General features: G+C 54.8%; 11 protein-coding genes. 6 read left to right on the plus strand and 5 right to left on the minus strand.

All coding sequences use genetic code 11. The features are described 5' to 3' along the window. The first annotated feature begins 231 nt into the window (after positions 1–231). From gltB to FDX11_RS24200, 5 genes are all read left to right on the plus strand, one after another. Positions 232–4,692, plus strand: a complete 4,461-nt coding sequence (gene gltB, locus FDX11_RS24180; RefSeq protein ID WP_137349698.1) for a glutamate synthase large subunit — start codon at positions 232–234, stop codon at positions 4,690–4,692. Between the two features lie 12 nt (positions 4,693–4,704). Beyond that, entirely contained in the window at positions 4,705–6,123 is a 1,419-nt protein-coding gene (locus FDX11_RS24185) for a glutamate synthase small subunit (RefSeq protein WP_042311309.1), read from the plus strand. 199 nt (positions 6,124–6,322) lie between these two features. Continuing rightward, on the plus strand, positions 6,323–7,405 hold the full coding sequence (locus FDX11_RS24190) for a YhcG family protein (protein WP_137398643.1): 1,083 nt from the start codon (positions 6,323–6,325) through the stop codon (positions 7,403–7,405). A gap of 138 nt (positions 7,406–7,543) precedes the next feature. Then, a complete protein-coding gene (gene codB, locus FDX11_RS24195; protein ID WP_137398644.1) occupies positions 7,544–8,797 on the plus strand; it encodes a cytosine permease in 1,254 nt (417 codons plus the stop codon). Further along, complete coding sequence (locus FDX11_RS24200; RefSeq protein ID WP_137398645.1) at positions 8,784–10,064, plus strand: cytosine deaminase; 1,281 nt, start codon at positions 8,784–8,786, stop codon at positions 10,062–10,064. The genes codB and FDX11_RS24200 overlap by 14 nt, the downstream gene beginning before the upstream one ends. Positions 10,065–10,122: 58 nt before the next feature. Here the strand turns inward: FDX11_RS24200 and nanQ are convergent, their stop codons facing one another. From nanQ to nanR, 5 genes are all read right to left on the minus strand, one after another. Next, positions 10,123–10,590, minus strand: coding sequence for an N-acetylneuraminate anomerase (gene nanQ, locus FDX11_RS24205; protein ID WP_042311371.1), 468 nt, complete (start codon positions 10,588–10,590; stop codon positions 10,123–10,125). Between the two features lie 2 nt (positions 10,591–10,592). Further along, positions 10,593–11,462 carry an N-acetylmannosamine kinase gene (gene nanK / locus FDX11_RS24210; protein ID WP_137349695.1) on the minus strand — a complete coding sequence of 290 codons (870 nt, stop codon included), beginning with the start codon at positions 11,460–11,462 and terminating at the stop codon, positions 10,593–10,595. Between the two features lie 106 nt (positions 11,463–11,568). After that, on the minus strand, positions 11,569–13,059 hold the full coding sequence (nanT, locus tag FDX11_RS24215) for a sialic acid transporter NanT (RefSeq protein WP_038634306.1): 1,491 nt from the start codon (positions 13,057–13,059) through the stop codon (positions 11,569–11,571). Positions 13,060–13,167: 108 nt separating this feature from the next. Then, on the minus strand, positions 13,168–14,061 hold the full coding sequence (gene nanA / locus FDX11_RS24220; protein WP_137349694.1) for an N-acetylneuraminate lyase: 894 nt from the start codon (positions 14,059–14,061) through the stop codon (positions 13,168–13,170). 134 nt (positions 14,062–14,195) lie between these two features. After that, a complete protein-coding gene (gene nanR, locus FDX11_RS24225; protein WP_137398646.1) occupies positions 14,196–14,987 on the minus strand; it encodes a transcriptional regulator NanR in 792 nt (263 codons plus the stop codon). A 359-nt stretch (positions 14,988–15,346) separates the two neighbouring features. Between nanR and dcuC the strand changes: the two genes are divergently transcribed. Continuing rightward, a complete protein-coding gene (gene dcuC / locus FDX11_RS24230; RefSeq protein ID WP_042311319.1) occupies positions 15,347–16,714 on the plus strand; it encodes an anaerobic C4-dicarboxylate transporter DcuC in 1,368 nt (455 codons plus the stop codon). The last annotated feature ends 32 nt before the right edge of the window (positions 16,715–16,746 follow it).

Raw genomic sequence — 16,746 nt, forward strand, 5'->3', positions numbered from 1 at the left:
GTGGAAATCCGCTGGAAGCTTTCTGGATGAGCAGCCTGCTCATCATATTTATGCAGTAATTGAGATTCCCTCTGAAGCAAGTCCTCAAACTTGTTTGACCTGTGCGAAAAGGATAAAGAGGGCGAATGCGAGGTAAGCGTATGACACGCAAACCCCGTCGCCATGCTCTTGGTGTGCCCGTGCGCAACGGTTCAGATGGGAATCCCGCAGAGCCTGGGGAGGTTCACTCATATGTTGTACGATAAATCCCTTGAGAGGGATAACTGTGGTTTCGGCCTGATCGCCCACATAGAAGGCGAACCTAGCCACAAGGTAGTGCGTACCGCCATACACGCACTGGCCCGCATGCAGCACCGTGGCGCAATTCTTGCCGATGGAAAAACCGGCGATGGTTGCGGCCTGCTGTTACAAAAACCGGATCGCTTTTTCCGCATCGTGGCGCAAGAGCGCGGCTGGCGTTTAGCCAAAAACTACGCCGTCGGCATGATCTTTTTAAATAAAGACGCTGAACTGGCAGCTGCCTCTCGCCGCATAGTTGAAGAAGAATTACAGCAGGAGACCCTGTCAATTGTCGGCTGGCGCGACGTGCCAACCAACGAAGGTGTTCTCGGTGAAATCGCTCTATCCTCCCTGCCTCGTATTGAGCAAATTTTCGTTAACGCCCCTGCGGGTTGGCGTCCGCGTGATATGGAACGACGTCTGTTTATCGCCCGTCGTCGTATTGAAAAACGCCTTCTGCAAGATAAAGACTTCTACGTCTGTAGCCTGTCGAATCTGGTGAATATTTATAAAGGTCTGTGTATGCCGGCGGATCTGCCGCGCTTTTACCTGGACCTCGCGGACCTGCGTCTGGAGTCGGCCATCTGCCTGTTCCACCAACGCTTTTCCACCAACACCGTGCCGCGCTGGCCGCTGGCGCAGCCGTTCCGCTATCTGGCGCACAACGGCGAGATCAACACCATCACCGGCAACCGCCAGTGGGCGCGCGCCCGTACCTATAAATTCCAGACGCCGCTGATCCCTGACCTGCACGACGCCGCGCCGTTCGTGAACGAAACCGGATCCGACTCCAGCTCCATGGATAACATGCTTGAGCTGCTGCTGGCGGGCGGGATGGACATCATCCGCGCCATGCGTTTACTGGTGCCGCCAGCCTGGCAGAACAACCCGGATATGGATCCGGAGCTGCGCGCGTTCTTTGACTTCAACTCTATGCACATGGAACCGTGGGACGGCCCGGCGGGCATCGTCATGTCCGACGGTCGCTTTGCCGCCTGTAACCTCGATCGTAACGGCCTGCGCCCGGCGCGCTACGTCATCACCAAAGACAAGCTGATTACCTGCGCCTCTGAGGTCGGGATCTGGGATTACCAGCCGGATGAAGTGGTGGAAAAAGGCCGCGTCGGCCCTGGCGAGCTGATGGTTATCGACACCCGCAGCGGGCGCATTCTGCACTCTGCCGAAACCGACAATGACCTGAAAAGCCGCCACCCCTACAAAGAGTGGATGGAGAAAAACGTTCGTCGTCTGGTGCCGTTCGAAGAGCTGGCTGACGATCAGGTCGGCAGCCGCGAGCTGGACGATGATACCCTCGCCAGCTACCAGAAACAGTTTAACTACAGCGCCGAAGAGCTGGATTCCGTCATTCGCGTACTCGGTGAAAATGGTCAGGAAGCGGTTGGCTCAATGGGTGACGATACCCCGTTTGCCGTGCTGTCCAGCCAGCCGCGCATCATTTATGACTACTTCCGCCAGCAGTTCGCGCAGGTGACTAACCCGCCTATCGACCCGCTGCGTGAAGCGCACGTTATGTCGCTGGCCACCAGCATCGGTCGCGAGATGAATGTCTTCTGCGAAGCGGAAGGTCAGGCACACCGTCTGAGCTTTAAATCGCCGATCCTGCTGTACTCCGATTTCACCCAGCTCACCACCATGAAAGAGGAGCATTATCGCGCTGACCGTCTGGATATCACCTTCGACGTGACCGAAACCACGCTCGAAGAGACCGTCAAAGCCTTGTGCGATAAGGCGGAACAGATGGTACGTAACGGCACGGTACTGCTGGTGCTCTCTGACCGTAATATCGCAAAAAACCGTCTGCCGGTTCCGGCACCAATGGCCGTGGGCGCAGTGCAAACGCGTCTGGTAGAACAAAGCCTGCGTTGCGACGCCAACATCATCGTTGAAACGGCGAGCGCCCGTGACCCGCACCACTTCGCGGTACTGCTCGGCTTTGGCGCGACGGCCATTTATCCGTATCTGGCGTATGAAACGCTGGGGCGTCTGATCGACACTCAGGCGATTGCCAAAGATTACCGGACCGTGATGCTGAACTACCGTAACGGCATCAACAAAGGTCTGTACAAAATCATGTCCAAAATGGGCATCTCAACCATCGCCTCTTACCGCTGCTCGAAGCTGTTTGAAGCCGTTGGTCTGCATGATGATGTCGTGGCGCTGTGCTTCCAGGGCGTAGTCAGCCGCATCAGCGGCGCAGGGTTTGTCGACTTCCAGCAGGATCTGCTAAACCTCTCGAAACATGCCTGGCTGGCGCGGAAACCTATTAGCCAGGGCGGTTTGCTGAAGTACGTCCACGGCGGCGAATACCACGCTTACAACCCGGACGTGGTGCGCACACTGCAACAGGCAGTACAAAGCGGCGAATACAGCGACTATCAGGAATATGCCAGGCTGGTCAATGAGCGTCCGGCGGCCACGCTGCGCGATCTGCTGGCGATTACGCCCGGCGATGAAGCCGTGAGCATTGACGAGGTAGAACCCGCGAGCGAATTATTTAAACGCTTTGATACCGCAGCCATGTCTATCGGCGCATTAAGCCCGGAAGCACACGAGGCGTTGGCGGAAGCGATGAACAGCATCGGTGGTAACTCTAACTCTGGCGAAGGCGGCGAAGATCCTGCGCGTTATGGCACCAACAAGGTATCGCGTATTAAGCAGGTGGCTTCCGGTCGCTTTGGCGTAACCCCGGCGTACCTGGTCAACGCCGACGTCATTCAGATTAAAGTCGCTCAGGGCGCGAAACCGGGCGAAGGCGGTCAGTTGCCGGGTGATAAAGTTACCCCGTACATCGCTAAACTGCGCTATTCAGTGCCGGGCGTGACGCTGATCTCCCCGCCGCCGCACCACGATATCTACTCTATCGAGGACTTAGCGCAGCTGATTTTTGACCTCAAACAGGTCAACCCGAAAGCGATGATCTCGGTGAAGCTGGTTTCTGAACCAGGCGTCGGCACCATCGCCACCGGCGTGGCAAAAGCCTATGCAGACCTCATCACCATCGCTGGCTACGACGGCGGCACCGGCGCAAGCCCGCTCTCCTCGGTGAAATATGCGGGCTGCCCGTGGGAACTGGGTCTGGTGGAAACCCAGCAGGCGCTGGTGGCTAACGGCCTGCGTCACAAGATTCGTCTGCAGGTCGATGGCGGTCTGAAAACCGGCGTGGACATCATTAAAGCGGCGATTCTCGGCGCGGAAAGCTTCGGTTTCGGTACCGGGCCGATGGTCGCGCTGGGCTGTAAATATCTGCGTATTTGCCATCTGAACAACTGCGCAACCGGCGTGGCAACTCAGGACGACAAACTGCGTAAGAACCACTATCACGGTCTGCCGTTCAAAGTGACCAACTACTTTGAATTTATCGCCCGCGAAGTGCGCGAGCTGATGGCCGAGCTGGGCGTGAAACGTCTGGTGGATCTGATTGGTCGTACCGACCTGCTCAAAGAGCTGGAAGGGTTTACCGCCAAACAGCAGAAGCTGGAGCTGTCGCGTCTGCTGGAAACCGCCGAGCCGCATCCTGGTAAGGCGTTGTTCTGCACCGAGAACAACCCGCCGTTTGATAACGGCGTACTGAACGCACAGCTCCTGCAACAAGCAAAACCGTATGTCGACGAGCGCCAGAGCAAAACCTTCTGGTTCGATATCCGCAACACCGACCGTTCCGTGGGTGCGTCGCTGTCTGGCTATATTGCCCAGACCCACGGCGATCAGGGGCTGGCATCTGACCCGATTAAAGCGCACTTCAACGGTACTGCGGGCCAGAGCTTTGGCGTGTGGAACGCGGGCGGCGTGGAGCTGTATCTGACCGGCGATGCCAACGACTATGTCGGTAAAGGCATGGCGGGCGGCCTGCTGGCAGTGCGTCCTCCGGTTGGCTCGGCTTTCCGTAGCCATGAGGCGAGCATCATCGGTAACACCTGCCTGTACGGCGCCACCGGCGGTCGTCTGTTTGCAGCAGGCCGTGCGGGCGAGCGCTTTGCGGTGCGTAACTCCGGCGCTATCACCGTGGTGGAAGGTATCGGCGACAACGGCTGCGAGTATATGACCGGCGGCATCGTCTGTATTCTCGGTAAAACGGGCGTCAACTTCGGGGCGGGTATGACGGGCGGATTCGCCTACGTACTGGATGAAGACGGCGAGTTCCGCAAGCGCGTGAACCCGGAACTGGTGGAAGTGCTGGACGTTGATTCTCTGGCCATTCATGAGGAACACCTGCGCGGTCTGATTACCGAGCACGTGCAGCATACCGGCTCTTCACACGGCGAAGAGATCCTCGCTAACTGGCCAGCATTCTCAGCGAAATTCGCGCTGGTAAAACCAAAATCCAGTGATGTGAAAGCACTGTTGGGTCACCGTAGTCGTAGCGCAGCAGAGCTGCGTGTGCAGGCGCAGTAAGGGGTAGCAGCAATGAGTCAGAACGTATACCAATTTATCGACCTGCAGCGCGTTGATCCGCCGAAGAAACCGCTGAAGATCCGTAAGATCGAATTTATCGAGATCTACGAGCCGTTTTCCGAAGGTCAGGCCAAAGCGCAGGCAGATCGCTGCCTGTCCTGCGGCAACCCGTACTGCGAGTGGAAGTGCCCGGTGCATAACTACATCCCGAACTGGCTGAAGCTGGCCAACGAGGGGCGTATTTTTGAAGCGGCCGAGCTGTCACACCAGACTAACACCCTGCCGGAAGTTTGCGGGCGCGTCTGCCCGCAGGATCGTCTGTGTGAAGGATCCTGTACCCTGAACGACGAGTTCGGCGCGGTGACCATCGGTAACATCGAGCGCTATATCAACGATAAAGCGTTCGAAATGGGCTGGCGTCCGGATATGACCGGTGTACGCCAGACGGACAAACGCGTGGCGATTATCGGTGCGGGTCCGGCGGGCCTGGCCTGCGCTGATGTGCTAACCCGCAACGGCGTGAAGGCGGTGGTGTTTGATCGTCATCCGGAGATCGGTGGTCTGCTGACCTTCGGCATCCCGGCTTTCAAGCTGGAGAAAGAGGTCATGACCCGCCGCCGTGAAATCTTCACCGGCATGGGTATTGAGTTCAAACTCAATACCGAAGTGGGTCGCGACGTACAGCTCGACGACCTGCTGAAGGATTACGACGCGGTGTTCCTCGGCGTGGGTACTTACCAATCCATGCGCGGTGGGCTGGAAAACGAAGACGCTTCCGGCGTATTCGACGCCCTGCCGTTCCTAATCGCCAATACCAAACAGTTGATGGGCTTTGGCGAAAGCAGCGACGAGCCGTACATCAGCATGGAAGGCAAACGCGTCGTCGTTCTCGGTGGGGGCGATACCGCGATGGACTGTGTGCGCACCTCGGTTCGCCAGAACGCAGCGCACGTAATCTGCGCCTATCGCCGCGACGAAGAGAACATGCCGGGCTCCAAACGCGAGGTGAAAAACGCGCGTGAAGAAGGCGTGGAATTCCAGTTCAACGTACAGCCGTTAGGTGTGGAAGTGAATGCCAACGGTAAAGTATGCGGCGTGAAAATGGCGCGTACCGAAATGGGCGAACCGGATGCGAAAGGTCGTCGCCGCGCGGAGATCGTCGCCGGTTCCGAGCACGTTGTACCGGCGGATGCGGTGGTACTGGCGTTTGGTTTCCGTCCGCACAGTATGGAATGGTTGGCAAAACACAGCGTCGAACTGGATTCTCAGGGCCGGATTATCGCTCCGGAACGCAGTGACATCGCCTTCCAGACCAGCAACCCGAAAATCTTCGCCGGTGGCGACATCGTGCGCGGTTCGGATCTGGTGGTCACCGCGATTGCCGAAGGTCGTAAAGCGGCTGACGGGATACTGAATTACCTGGAAGTGTAAAAAACCATCTCTCTGGCTCCTGTCCACGTTTGTGGGCAGGAGCTTTTTTCTCCGTATTTCTCCGCCATTTTTTGAAAGCTACTCGCAATTAAGACGGTAAGTCTTTGTAATTAGTAGAACGCGGATTGACCTCTCCATCACCCGGGCGTATTGATCGCGGCGTATTTTTTCACCGTAACTTTCACGAAAGGGATGAAGTATGACCATGCAGACGTCACTTCCGGATGCAGATGACTATCAGCAAATCCATAACGGAATTGTTCAACTGCTGGATACAGCGCGGACACAAACCGTTCGCAGCATCAACACCATCATGACAGCAACCTATTGGGAAATGGGTCGACGCATTGTTGAATTTGAACAAGGCGGTGAAGCCAGAGCTGCTTATGGTGAACAGCTAATTGATCGCCTATCTCAGGATTTAAGCCAAAGATATAAACGAGGTTTTTCTGCCAGTAATCTATGGCAATTTAAAAAGTTTTATCTTTATTTTCAAAAAATTGAGATTCTCCAGACAGTGTCTGGAGAATCTCTCCGTTTGGCGCAACTGGCTAAATCTTTCCCGCTTCCCTGGTCAGCTTACGTGCGCTTACTCTCGGTAAAAAATCCCAATGCCCGCACTTTTTACGAGAAAGAGACGCTACGTAACGGCTGGTCCGTACGGCAACTCGATCGGCAAATCGCCACTCAATTTTATGAACGAACGCTACTGTCCCACGACAAATCCGCCATGTTGCAGCAGCCTGCACCCGCCGAGCCAAACGTTTTGCCGGAGCAAGCCATACGCGACCCGTTCATTTTGGAATTTCTTAACCTGAAGGACGAGTATTCCGAATCAGATCTCGAAGACGCGCTGCTCAGCCACCTGATGGACTTTATGCTGGAGCTCGGTGACGATTTTGCTTTTGTTGGCCGCCAACGCCGATTACGCATAGACGATAGCTGGTTCCGCGTCGATCTGCTGTTCTTCCACCGCCGTTTGCGCTGCCTGTTGCTCGTTGACCTGAAGGTAGGCAAATTCAGTTATGCCGACGCCGGACAAATGAACATGTACCTGAACTATGCCAAAGAACATTGGACAATGCCCGGAGAAAACCCGCCAGTCGGCTTGGTTTTGTGCGCAGGAAAAGGCGCGGGGGAAGCGCATTACGCGCTGACTGGCCTGCCGAACACCATCATGGCGAGCGAGTACAAAGTGCAGTTGCCTGACGAACAACTACTTGCAGACGAACTCATTCGCTCACAAGCCATGTTGGAACCTCAACCCACTAGCGTGGATTGACCGTAAACAGAGGGAAATCGCCTCAATCATCAATCCCATGAATAATAACCAACAAAAAAATCACACGGAAACGTTTGCTTTATCTTAAGAACTGTATATTATGCGGCGGATTTTTTGGGCAAAATTCATGGAGGCGTTGTGTCGCAGGACAACAATTATAGCCAGGGCCCCGTCCCTCTGGCTGCGCGGAAAGGCGTGATACCACTAACGTTTGTTATGTTGGGGCTCACATTTTTTTCCGCCAGTATGTGGACCGGTGGCACACTCGGTACCGGTCTTTCTTATAATGATTTCTTCCTGGCAGTTCTCTTCGGTAATCTTCTCCTCGGTATTTACACTGCATTTCTCGGTTTCATCGGCGCAAAAACAGGGCTCTCGACCCACCTTCTGGCGCGTTATTCATTTGGGGTGAAAGGCTCCTGGCTTCCTTCACTGCTATTAGGCGGTACCCAGGTGGGTTGGTTTGGCGTGGGTGTGGCCATGTTTGCCATTCCGGTTGGCAAAGCGACGGGAATTGACGTCAATATCCTGATTGCGGTTTCCGGTCTGCTGATGACGATGACCATCTTTTTTGGCATCTCGGCACTGACCATTTTATCTATCATCGCCGTGCCCGCCATCGTCATTCTTGGCAGCTACTCCGTCTGGCTGGCGGTAAGCGATGTCGGCGGTTTAGACCATTTAAAAGCGATTGTGCCGCAAACGCCGCTTAATTTCTCCACCGCTCTGGCGCTGGTGGTAGGCTCGTTTGTCAGCGCCGGGACGTTAACCGCCGACTTCGTTCGCTTTGGCCGCAATGCCAAAGGCGCGGTGCTAATTGCCATGATCGCTTTTTTCCTCGGCAACTCGCTGATGTTTATCTTCGGTGCGGCGGGTGCCGCTGCAGTCGGACAAGCAGATATTTCTGACGTGATGATAGCCCAGGGTCTGCTGCTGCCCGCGATTGTGGTGCTAGGCCTGAATATCTGGACCACTAACGACAATGCGCTGTACGCATCGGGCCTGGGATTTGCCAATATTACCGGCCTTTCCAGCCGTACGCTGTCGGTGGCTAACGGCATTATTGGCACACTCTGCGCGCTGTGGCTTTACAATAACTTTGTTGGCTGGCTAACATTTCTGTCGGCAGCGATTCCGCCGATTGGCGGGGTGATTATCGCCGACTATCTGCTGAACCATCGCCGATATGCCGATTTCAGCAAAGCACGATTTATGACCGTCAACTGGATAGCTATTTTGTCCGTTGCACTGGGCATCGCCGCCGGTCACTATATTCCCGGTATTGTGCCAGTCAACGCCGTACTCGGCGGCGTATTCAGCTATATCCTGCTGAATCCACTTTTCAATCGCAGCCTTGCTAAATCACCAGAGGTCAGCCATGCAGAACAATAACATCATCATCCGTCAGGCGCGTTTACAGGGACGCGAAGGATTGTGGCAGCTCACGATTGAAAACGGGCGCTTCAGCCGGATTGAGCCTCAGGACGCAGCTGCATTGCCGCAAGGCGAAGTACTTGATGCCGAGGGCGGTCTGGCAATCCCACCGTTCGTTGAGCCACATATTCATCTGGATACCACGCAAACCGCGGGTGAGCCGAGCTGGAACCAGTCTGGTACGTTGTTTGAGGGCATTGAGCGCTGGGCCGAGCGTAAGGCAATGCTGACTCACGAAGACGTCAAAGCGCGCGCGATGCAGACCCTGAAATGGCAGATGGCGAATGGCATCCAGTATGTCCGTACCCACGTTGACGTTTCCGATCCTACGCTAACGGCTTTGAAAGCCATGCTGGAAGTGAAGCAAGAGGTCGCGCCGTGGATAGAGCTGCAAATTGTCGCATTCCCGCAAGAAGGTATTCTGTCTTATCCCAACGGTGAAGCGCTGTTAGAAGAGGCCGTGCGTTTGGGGGCCGACGTCATCGGCGCGATTCCCCACTTTGAATTTACGCGTGAATATGGCGTGGAGTCGCTGCACAAAATCTTCGCCCTGGCGCAAAAATACGACCGACTTATCGATGTGCACTGCGACGAAATTGACGATGAGCAATCACGCTTTGTTGAAACCGTCGCGGCGCTGGCGCATCGCTACAATATGGGCGAGCGCGTGACTGCCAGTCATACCACGGCAATGCACTCCTATAACGGCGCATATGCTTCCCGTCTTTTCCGCCTGTTGAAAATGTCCGGTATTAACTTCGTCGCCAATCCACTGGTGAATATTCACCTGCAGGGACGCTTTGACACTTATCCTAAACGCCGCGGCGTCACGCGCGTCAAAGAGATGCTGGAAGCGGAGATCAACGTCTGCTTCGGTCATGATGACGTCTTCGATCCGTGGTATCCATTAGGTACGGCAAATATGTTACAGGTGCTGCATATGGGTTTACACGTGTGCCAGTTGATGGGATACGGGCAGATAAATGATGGACTGAATCTGATCACTACCCACAGCGCGAAAACTTTGCACCTGCAGGACTATGGCCTGAGCGTGGGGAACTCTGCGAATCTGGTGATTTTACCGGCTGAAAATGGATTTGACGCGGTTCGTCGCCAGACGCCTGCACGATATTCTATTCGTCACGGGCGAGTCATTGCCGAGACGCTCCCCAGCCAAACCACGCTGCATTTGACGCAGCCGGAAGCAGTGACGTTTAAGCGCTAAATTTATATCCCGTGTCGGATGGCGCAAACCTTGTCATCCGACACCGTCTCTCTCATCGTCAGGCGTGTAATAAGCTGGCGCGCACCTTAATCACGACTTTTTTGATTTCCCCTGGCTCCTCCACCGCACAACCCGGTTTATGCGGCTCACCCGGCATAAAAATTGCGAATCTTCCCGGCTTTAAGGTGAGCGCCTGCTCATCGGTAATGTGATTGCACAGCTGATAATCGTCCTCAGCATGCATTTCTTCGCACTGGCGAGCAGAATCGGTCATCCCGAACAGAATGCGTTCTTCACCGGACAACAGCACCTGAATGTCAATGTACTGCTGATGCAGCTCCGCTTTCTTTTGCTCCGGGCTCTGCGTGGCGAACTGCATAACGTTCATAAAAATATTATCGCCCTGCAGCTCATAGCGTCCTGGTGGTTTCTCCTGCGGTCTTGCCGCAACGGCCAGCGTTAGTGCTTCCTGTAATACCGGATGTAATCCGGAAGAAGGCAGTGAACGCAATTCATCTGTGATCATCATTATTCTCCCCGGGCCAACAGCGCGGCCCCCAATAATCCAGCGTCATGACGGTAATGCGCCGCCAGTAATTCCACGTGATAGGCCGCAGGCTCTTGTGCCAGATAATGTTCCACCAGCGCCAGGTATCCTTCAGCCAACCCAACGCTGCCGCCAATGACCGCGCACTGGCAATCGGTCATGGCCTTCACATCGGCGACAAGCCTTGCCAATGTTCGCGCTGAGCGATGGATCAACCGGCTTGCCTGCTCATCCCCCTGCCCGGCACGGCTAAAAATAGTTTTGGCGTCGCATCCGGCAAGCGCGCCTTCGGCAGCCGCCGCGATCCCTCGACCGGATGCGATCGCCTCAACGCAGCCCACCCGCCCGCAGCCGCACACGGGGCCATGCGGATCGGCCAGCGTGTGTCCCAGATGCCCGGCCAGACCGCCGACTCCGGTCAGCAGTTTCCCTGCACTCACGACTCCGCCGCCCACGCCAGTGGAAACGGTAATAAACACCATATCGTGGTACTCGCCGCCAAGCGCATGATACTCAGCCCACGCCGCGGCCTGAGCGTCATTGACCGCCAGCGTCGGCAAACCAGTGAGATCTTTTAGCGTTTGCAGCAGCGGAAAATGCAGCAACCCGCCGAGGTTATGCGGATTCAGCGCCAGCAGAGAACCCTCACGGATAATCCCCGTCGAGGCGATCGCCACCCGCTTCACCTGCTCTTGTAGCGGCGCAATCAGTGCCTGTAACGCGGCGCGCAGCGCATCCGGCGTTTTGCTGGCAGGTGTTGGCAATTCGCGCCGTTCGCGGATTCGCAGGTTGCTGTCCACCAGCGCTGCAGCCAGTTTGGTGCCACCGATATCAATCGCCAGCGTAGTCATGACGCAGCCTTCTGCTTCGCGGTGATAATCTTTTTATCCCGTTGCTTAAATAACGACATCGTTCTTCCCTTTCGCTAGTTGCCCGGTTTAGCGCCGGGCAACCCGATTAACTTTTGGATTTCACCATGGTGCTTTTGTCACCGCCGAACGGCACGGCCCCGCTAAATGGCCGACCATCGATGGCATCATGCGTGCGTAACGCTTCAGGGCGCAGCCAGCGCTGTACGCGGGACGGCATATCGAGACCAATCAACAGGATCACCACAAATGTCAGGCCGAAGGAGAGCGATCCCAGCGCAGTACCCAGATCCAGACGTTGTGCAATCAGCGCGCCGATGATCGGTGCCAGTGCCCCGCCCAGCGCCCCAACGTTGTAGGTGAAGCCCAGACCCGCAGCACGCTGGTCGGTATCGAAATAGCCGCCGATTAATTTCGGTAAGATCCCGGAGATCCCCTGACCGAGCATTTGCTGGAAAAACAGCAGCAAACCGAGTACCCAGACGTTTGAACCACCGATCGCAAACACAGGAATAATCAGCAACTGCGAGGCCAAAAGACTGCAGACATAGGCTTTACGGGTGCCCAGCCAGTCGCCAAGAAACCCACCGACGCAACAACCGACCGCCGCGCCAAAGCCGCTAAAGAAGAGCACTCTGGCAACCGTTGAGGGGTCATACATGAGTTCGGTTTTCAGATACGTGGGCAGCAGCGCCTGAATCGGCCACGAGTAAAGGAAAGCGAACAGCACGACGACCATCAGCATGACGCCCGTGGGCCAACGCTTACCGCTGCTTTGCACCATAAAGCTAATGAAGATAAATGCGCATATCAGTCCGAGAATCGCCACGATAGCCGCATTTTGCAGATTGCCCGCAAAGCAGAACCACAGCGCGGTTGCGGCGGCGAGAGTCATCAGAATATTGATAACCCGATGTTCGCCCCGGTAGAGAATGTCCACCATCGTACGCACCGGCGCTTTGCCTTCGTGTTTCTCTTTCCAGTCTTCCGCTTCCGGAATATTTTTACGCAGCCAGAGGGCGAAGATAATCGGCAAAATGCCGATAAAGAACAGCGCGCGCCATCCCCAGACCGGGACCACCAGGCTGTAAACCTGGGCGGCGACCACTGCGCCAACGGAGAAGCCGGAGATCAGGAAACCACTGGCTTTGTTACGCAGGTGTTTAGGCCAGCTTTCAATGACATAGGTGGCACTGGATCCGTACTCGCCAGCCATCCCCATCCCGATAACCAGGCGAGCGATAAACATGGTGGTGTAGCCTGGCGCGAAGCCGCAAGCCAGCGTCCCGACAGAGAACAGAATGATGCTGGTGACCATCGCCAGACGGCGTCCGTAACGGTCGCCCATGGCCCCCAACATTAACCCGCCAAACCAGCGGGAGATAAAGGCGGCTGAGATCAAACTGGCAGCCTGCACCGTCGTCAGACCGAATTCGCCTTGAACTTCGGTCAGCACAAGGGCGATTAACACAAAATCGAAACCATCAAGTAAATATCCCAGCCAGGCGGCGGAAAATGCCCGCCATTGCGCCCGATTGAGATGGCGATACCACGGGATGCTCTGGGTAGAAGTACTCATTTTACTCTCCCGACGATTTTTGTTGTTGTGCCGGATAGCGGCTTTGCCTTATCCGGCCTACGGTCGAAAATCCAGGCCGGGCGAGCAAAGCTCCCCGGCGACCCGCGATTACGCCTTTTCCGCCAGCAGTTGGTTAGCCAGCGCTTTCAGTTCTGGCAGATAGCGTTCATCTACCGGGGCAAACGGCTTACGACACAGCGGAACAGAAACCACGTCCATATAGTGCAGTACCGTTTTCAGGCCGCGGAACACGCCAACCTTAATGAGCAGATCGATAACCTTATTGCACTCAGTTTGCAGCTTTTGTGCCGTCCGGATGTCGCCTTCTTTGAGTGCTTTCACAATTCCCTGATAACGCCATCCCATGATGTTGTAAGTGCTACCGATACCGCCATCTGCCCCCGCCAGCAAACCAGAAGCGAAGATCTCGTCATAACCGTTATAAAGCACCAGATCGGGATGAGCACGGCGGATCTGTTCCATCTGATAGAGATCGCCGGAAGTTTGCTTCAGCGCGCCAACGCCTGGTAGCGTCACCAGCGTGTTGATCTGATCCAGCGTCAGTTTTACGCCACTCAGCGCCGGGATGTTATAGACCACCATCGGCAATCCATTCGCCGAATCAATGATTGCGCGGTAGTGATCGCAGTGTTCTTCAAAACTGAACGGATAGTAAAACGGCGTGACGGCTGAAACCGCATCAAAGCCGTAGCGATGCGCGGCGCTCGCCAGTTGCTGGCTCTCTTCGGTACTCACCGTGCCAACGTGGGCGATAAGCGTCACCTTGCCTTTCGCTTCTTCGGCAACAATTTCCAGCACCTGCTCTCTTTCAACGCGATTTTGGACAAAGGCCTCGCCCGTAGAGCCACCGACATAGAGCCCATCAATACCCTGGCCAATGTTGAAACGCACCAGCCGGCGCAGACTCTCAACATCCAGCCGCTGTTGGTTATCGAATGGGGTTAACAACGCTGGCATTACGCCTTTTAGATCTCTTGCCATAACTACCTCTGTCGATGATTAGTGTTATCTGATTGCATACCTTTATACCTGTTATACCAGATCAAATAAGCAGCAATACAATACAGAACGCTTATAGTGCGATCTGCTTCACTAAACGATCGTCAGGATCGCGATCACTTACGCAATTTTTTACTTTTGCTGAAGGCGTGCCAGGTCGCGGAAACGCTGTTGAGGTGTTCTTGCAGTGCGCGGTCCGCTTCCTCAGGATCGCGCTGACGAATAGCCTCTACAATGGCGATATGCTGCTGATAACTCACGTTGTTGTGCTCATACAACTCTTGATCGGCAACGGTCGGGCGGGCAGCAATCAGCCAGTCTAACAGCGCAACATGGATCGCCATAAAGATGGGATTGCCCGGGATCTCCGCCAGCACACGGTGAAAATCAACGTCCGAGCGAATGAATAGCGTATTGTCATCCAGCGACTGGCTGTTGATCTCCAGTGCTTTCGCCAGTCTGGCGATTTGCTCGTCAGTGGCGTGTTCTGCGGCGTATCGTACCAGGCTGGATTCAAAGAACAGTCGCAACTGCTCGAAGTGGGCAATGCCGCCGGGATGCGCGAGGAAATCTTTGGCCATACCGGACAGCTCGCTAATAATGGTATCAGCCGAAGGACGCGAAACGCGGGCGCGCTCGCCGTTGTTGATTTGTACCAGGCCTTTGCGTTTTAACGCTGCCAGCGCTTCGCGTACAGAAGGACGACCCACGTTAAAAAAGGCCATCAGCTCCCGCTCAGACGGCAGCTGTTCGCCCTCGCCAAATTCCCGGCGACGAATCATCTGCTCCAGTTCTTCTTCAACCATTTCAGACAGTTTTTTACGCGCCAGCGGGCGGCTGCGTAAGCTGCGGCCAATGGTGGATGGAGAGTCTTCAGCTTGCGAATCAAATGCGTTCATAGGGCCTATTCAGCTAAGTCGTGGTGACAAACAACAGCGGGTTTATCCTAACACAGGATCGAAAGCAGGGTGAAATGATGGTCATCCAGACAGGCTGACTTATGAATAATATATTTATTATTCATATTATATTTAGCTTAAACATGCCGATTACCTTTAATTAAACAAGGCTATATCGGCTTCGTGAAATTTCCGAATATGAATATGAGAATTTATCATAACCCACTATTTTATAACATAAAATAAATTAACCATTGCGTTAAAAATAAGATGTCCACTCCATAAAAAGTGTCCCGAAAAATATAACATCCGTTTTGACAACAGCATTATTACCGGATTTATCATCTTCCCTGGCATGGAGTGAAACAATGTTCGGCATCATTATCTCTGTCATCGTTTTATTAACGATGGGTTACTTGATCCTCAAAAACTACAAACCCCAGGTCGTGCTGGCAGCAGCCGGGATCTTCCTGATGATCTGCGGCGTCTGGCTGGGTTACGGCGCGCTGGTCGCTGACGATAAAAGTAGCGGCTATCTACTGGTCGATATTTACAACGAAATTCTGCGTATGCTCTCAAATCGGGCGGCAGGGCTGGGTTTATCTATCATGGCGGTGGGTGGTTATGCCCGTTATATGGACAGGATGGGGGCCAGCAGAGCGATGGTTAGCCTGTTAAGCCGACCGCTTAAGCTGATCCGTTCCCCCTATGTCGTGCTGGCCGCCACCTATGTGATTGGTCAGATCATGGCGCAGTTCATTACCAGCGCTTCCGGGTTAGGCATGCTACTGATGGTGACGCTTTTCCCAACGCTGGTCAGTCTTGGCGTGAGTCGATTATCCGCGGTTGCGGTCATTGCCACCTCGATGTCGATTGAATGGGGCATTCTGGAAACCAACTCTATTTTTGCCGCGCAGGTCGCGGGCATGAAAATCGCCACCTACTTCTTCCATTACCAGCTCCCCGTCGCTTCATGCGTTATTATCGCTGTCGCCATTGCGCATTTTTTCGTACAGCGCCGATTTGATAAAAAAACGTTACCGGAAAACAACGGGTTCGCTGAACAAAAGACGCTGGAAGATGTACCCCCGCTGTATTACGCCATTTTACCGGTGATGCCGCTGATCCTGATGTTGGGTTCGCTGTTGCTGGCACATATGGGATTAATGCAGGCAGAACTGAATCTGGTAGTGGTGATGCTCATGAGCATGACGCTGACCATGTTTGTCGAATTCCTGCATAAACATAATCTGCGCGAAACAATGGATGATGTGCAGGCTTTTTTTGACGGCATGGGGACACAGTTTGCCAACGTTGTCACACTGGTGGTCGCCGGTGAGATCTTTGCCAAAGGGTTGACGACTATCGGGACAGTGGACGCAGTGATTAAAGGCGCAGAACACTCCGGCCTTGGCGGCATCGGCGTGATGATCATCATGGCCGTGGTCATCGCCGCCTGTGCGATAGTCATGGGCTCAGGCAACGCACCGTTTATGTCTTTTGCCAGCCTGATCCCGGATATTGCCGCCGGGCTGCATATTCCGGCAGTAGTGATGATTATGCCGATGCATTTTGCCACTACGCTGGCTCGCGCGGTATCACCCATTACCGCAGTGATCGTCGTGACTTCAGGTATTGCCGGCGTGTCGCCCTTTGAGGTGGTAAAGCGCACCGCTATTCCGATGGCAGTGGGGTTTGTGGTGAATATGATAGTCACCATCGCGCTGTTTTATTGATTGCAGAGCCAGAAAACAGAACAGGCCCGAAA

The sequence above is a fragment of the Citrobacter sp. wls714 genome, assembly GCF_005281025.1.
Classification (GTDB): domain Bacteria; phylum Pseudomonadota; class Gammaproteobacteria; order Enterobacterales; family Enterobacteriaceae; genus Citrobacter; species Citrobacter werkmanii.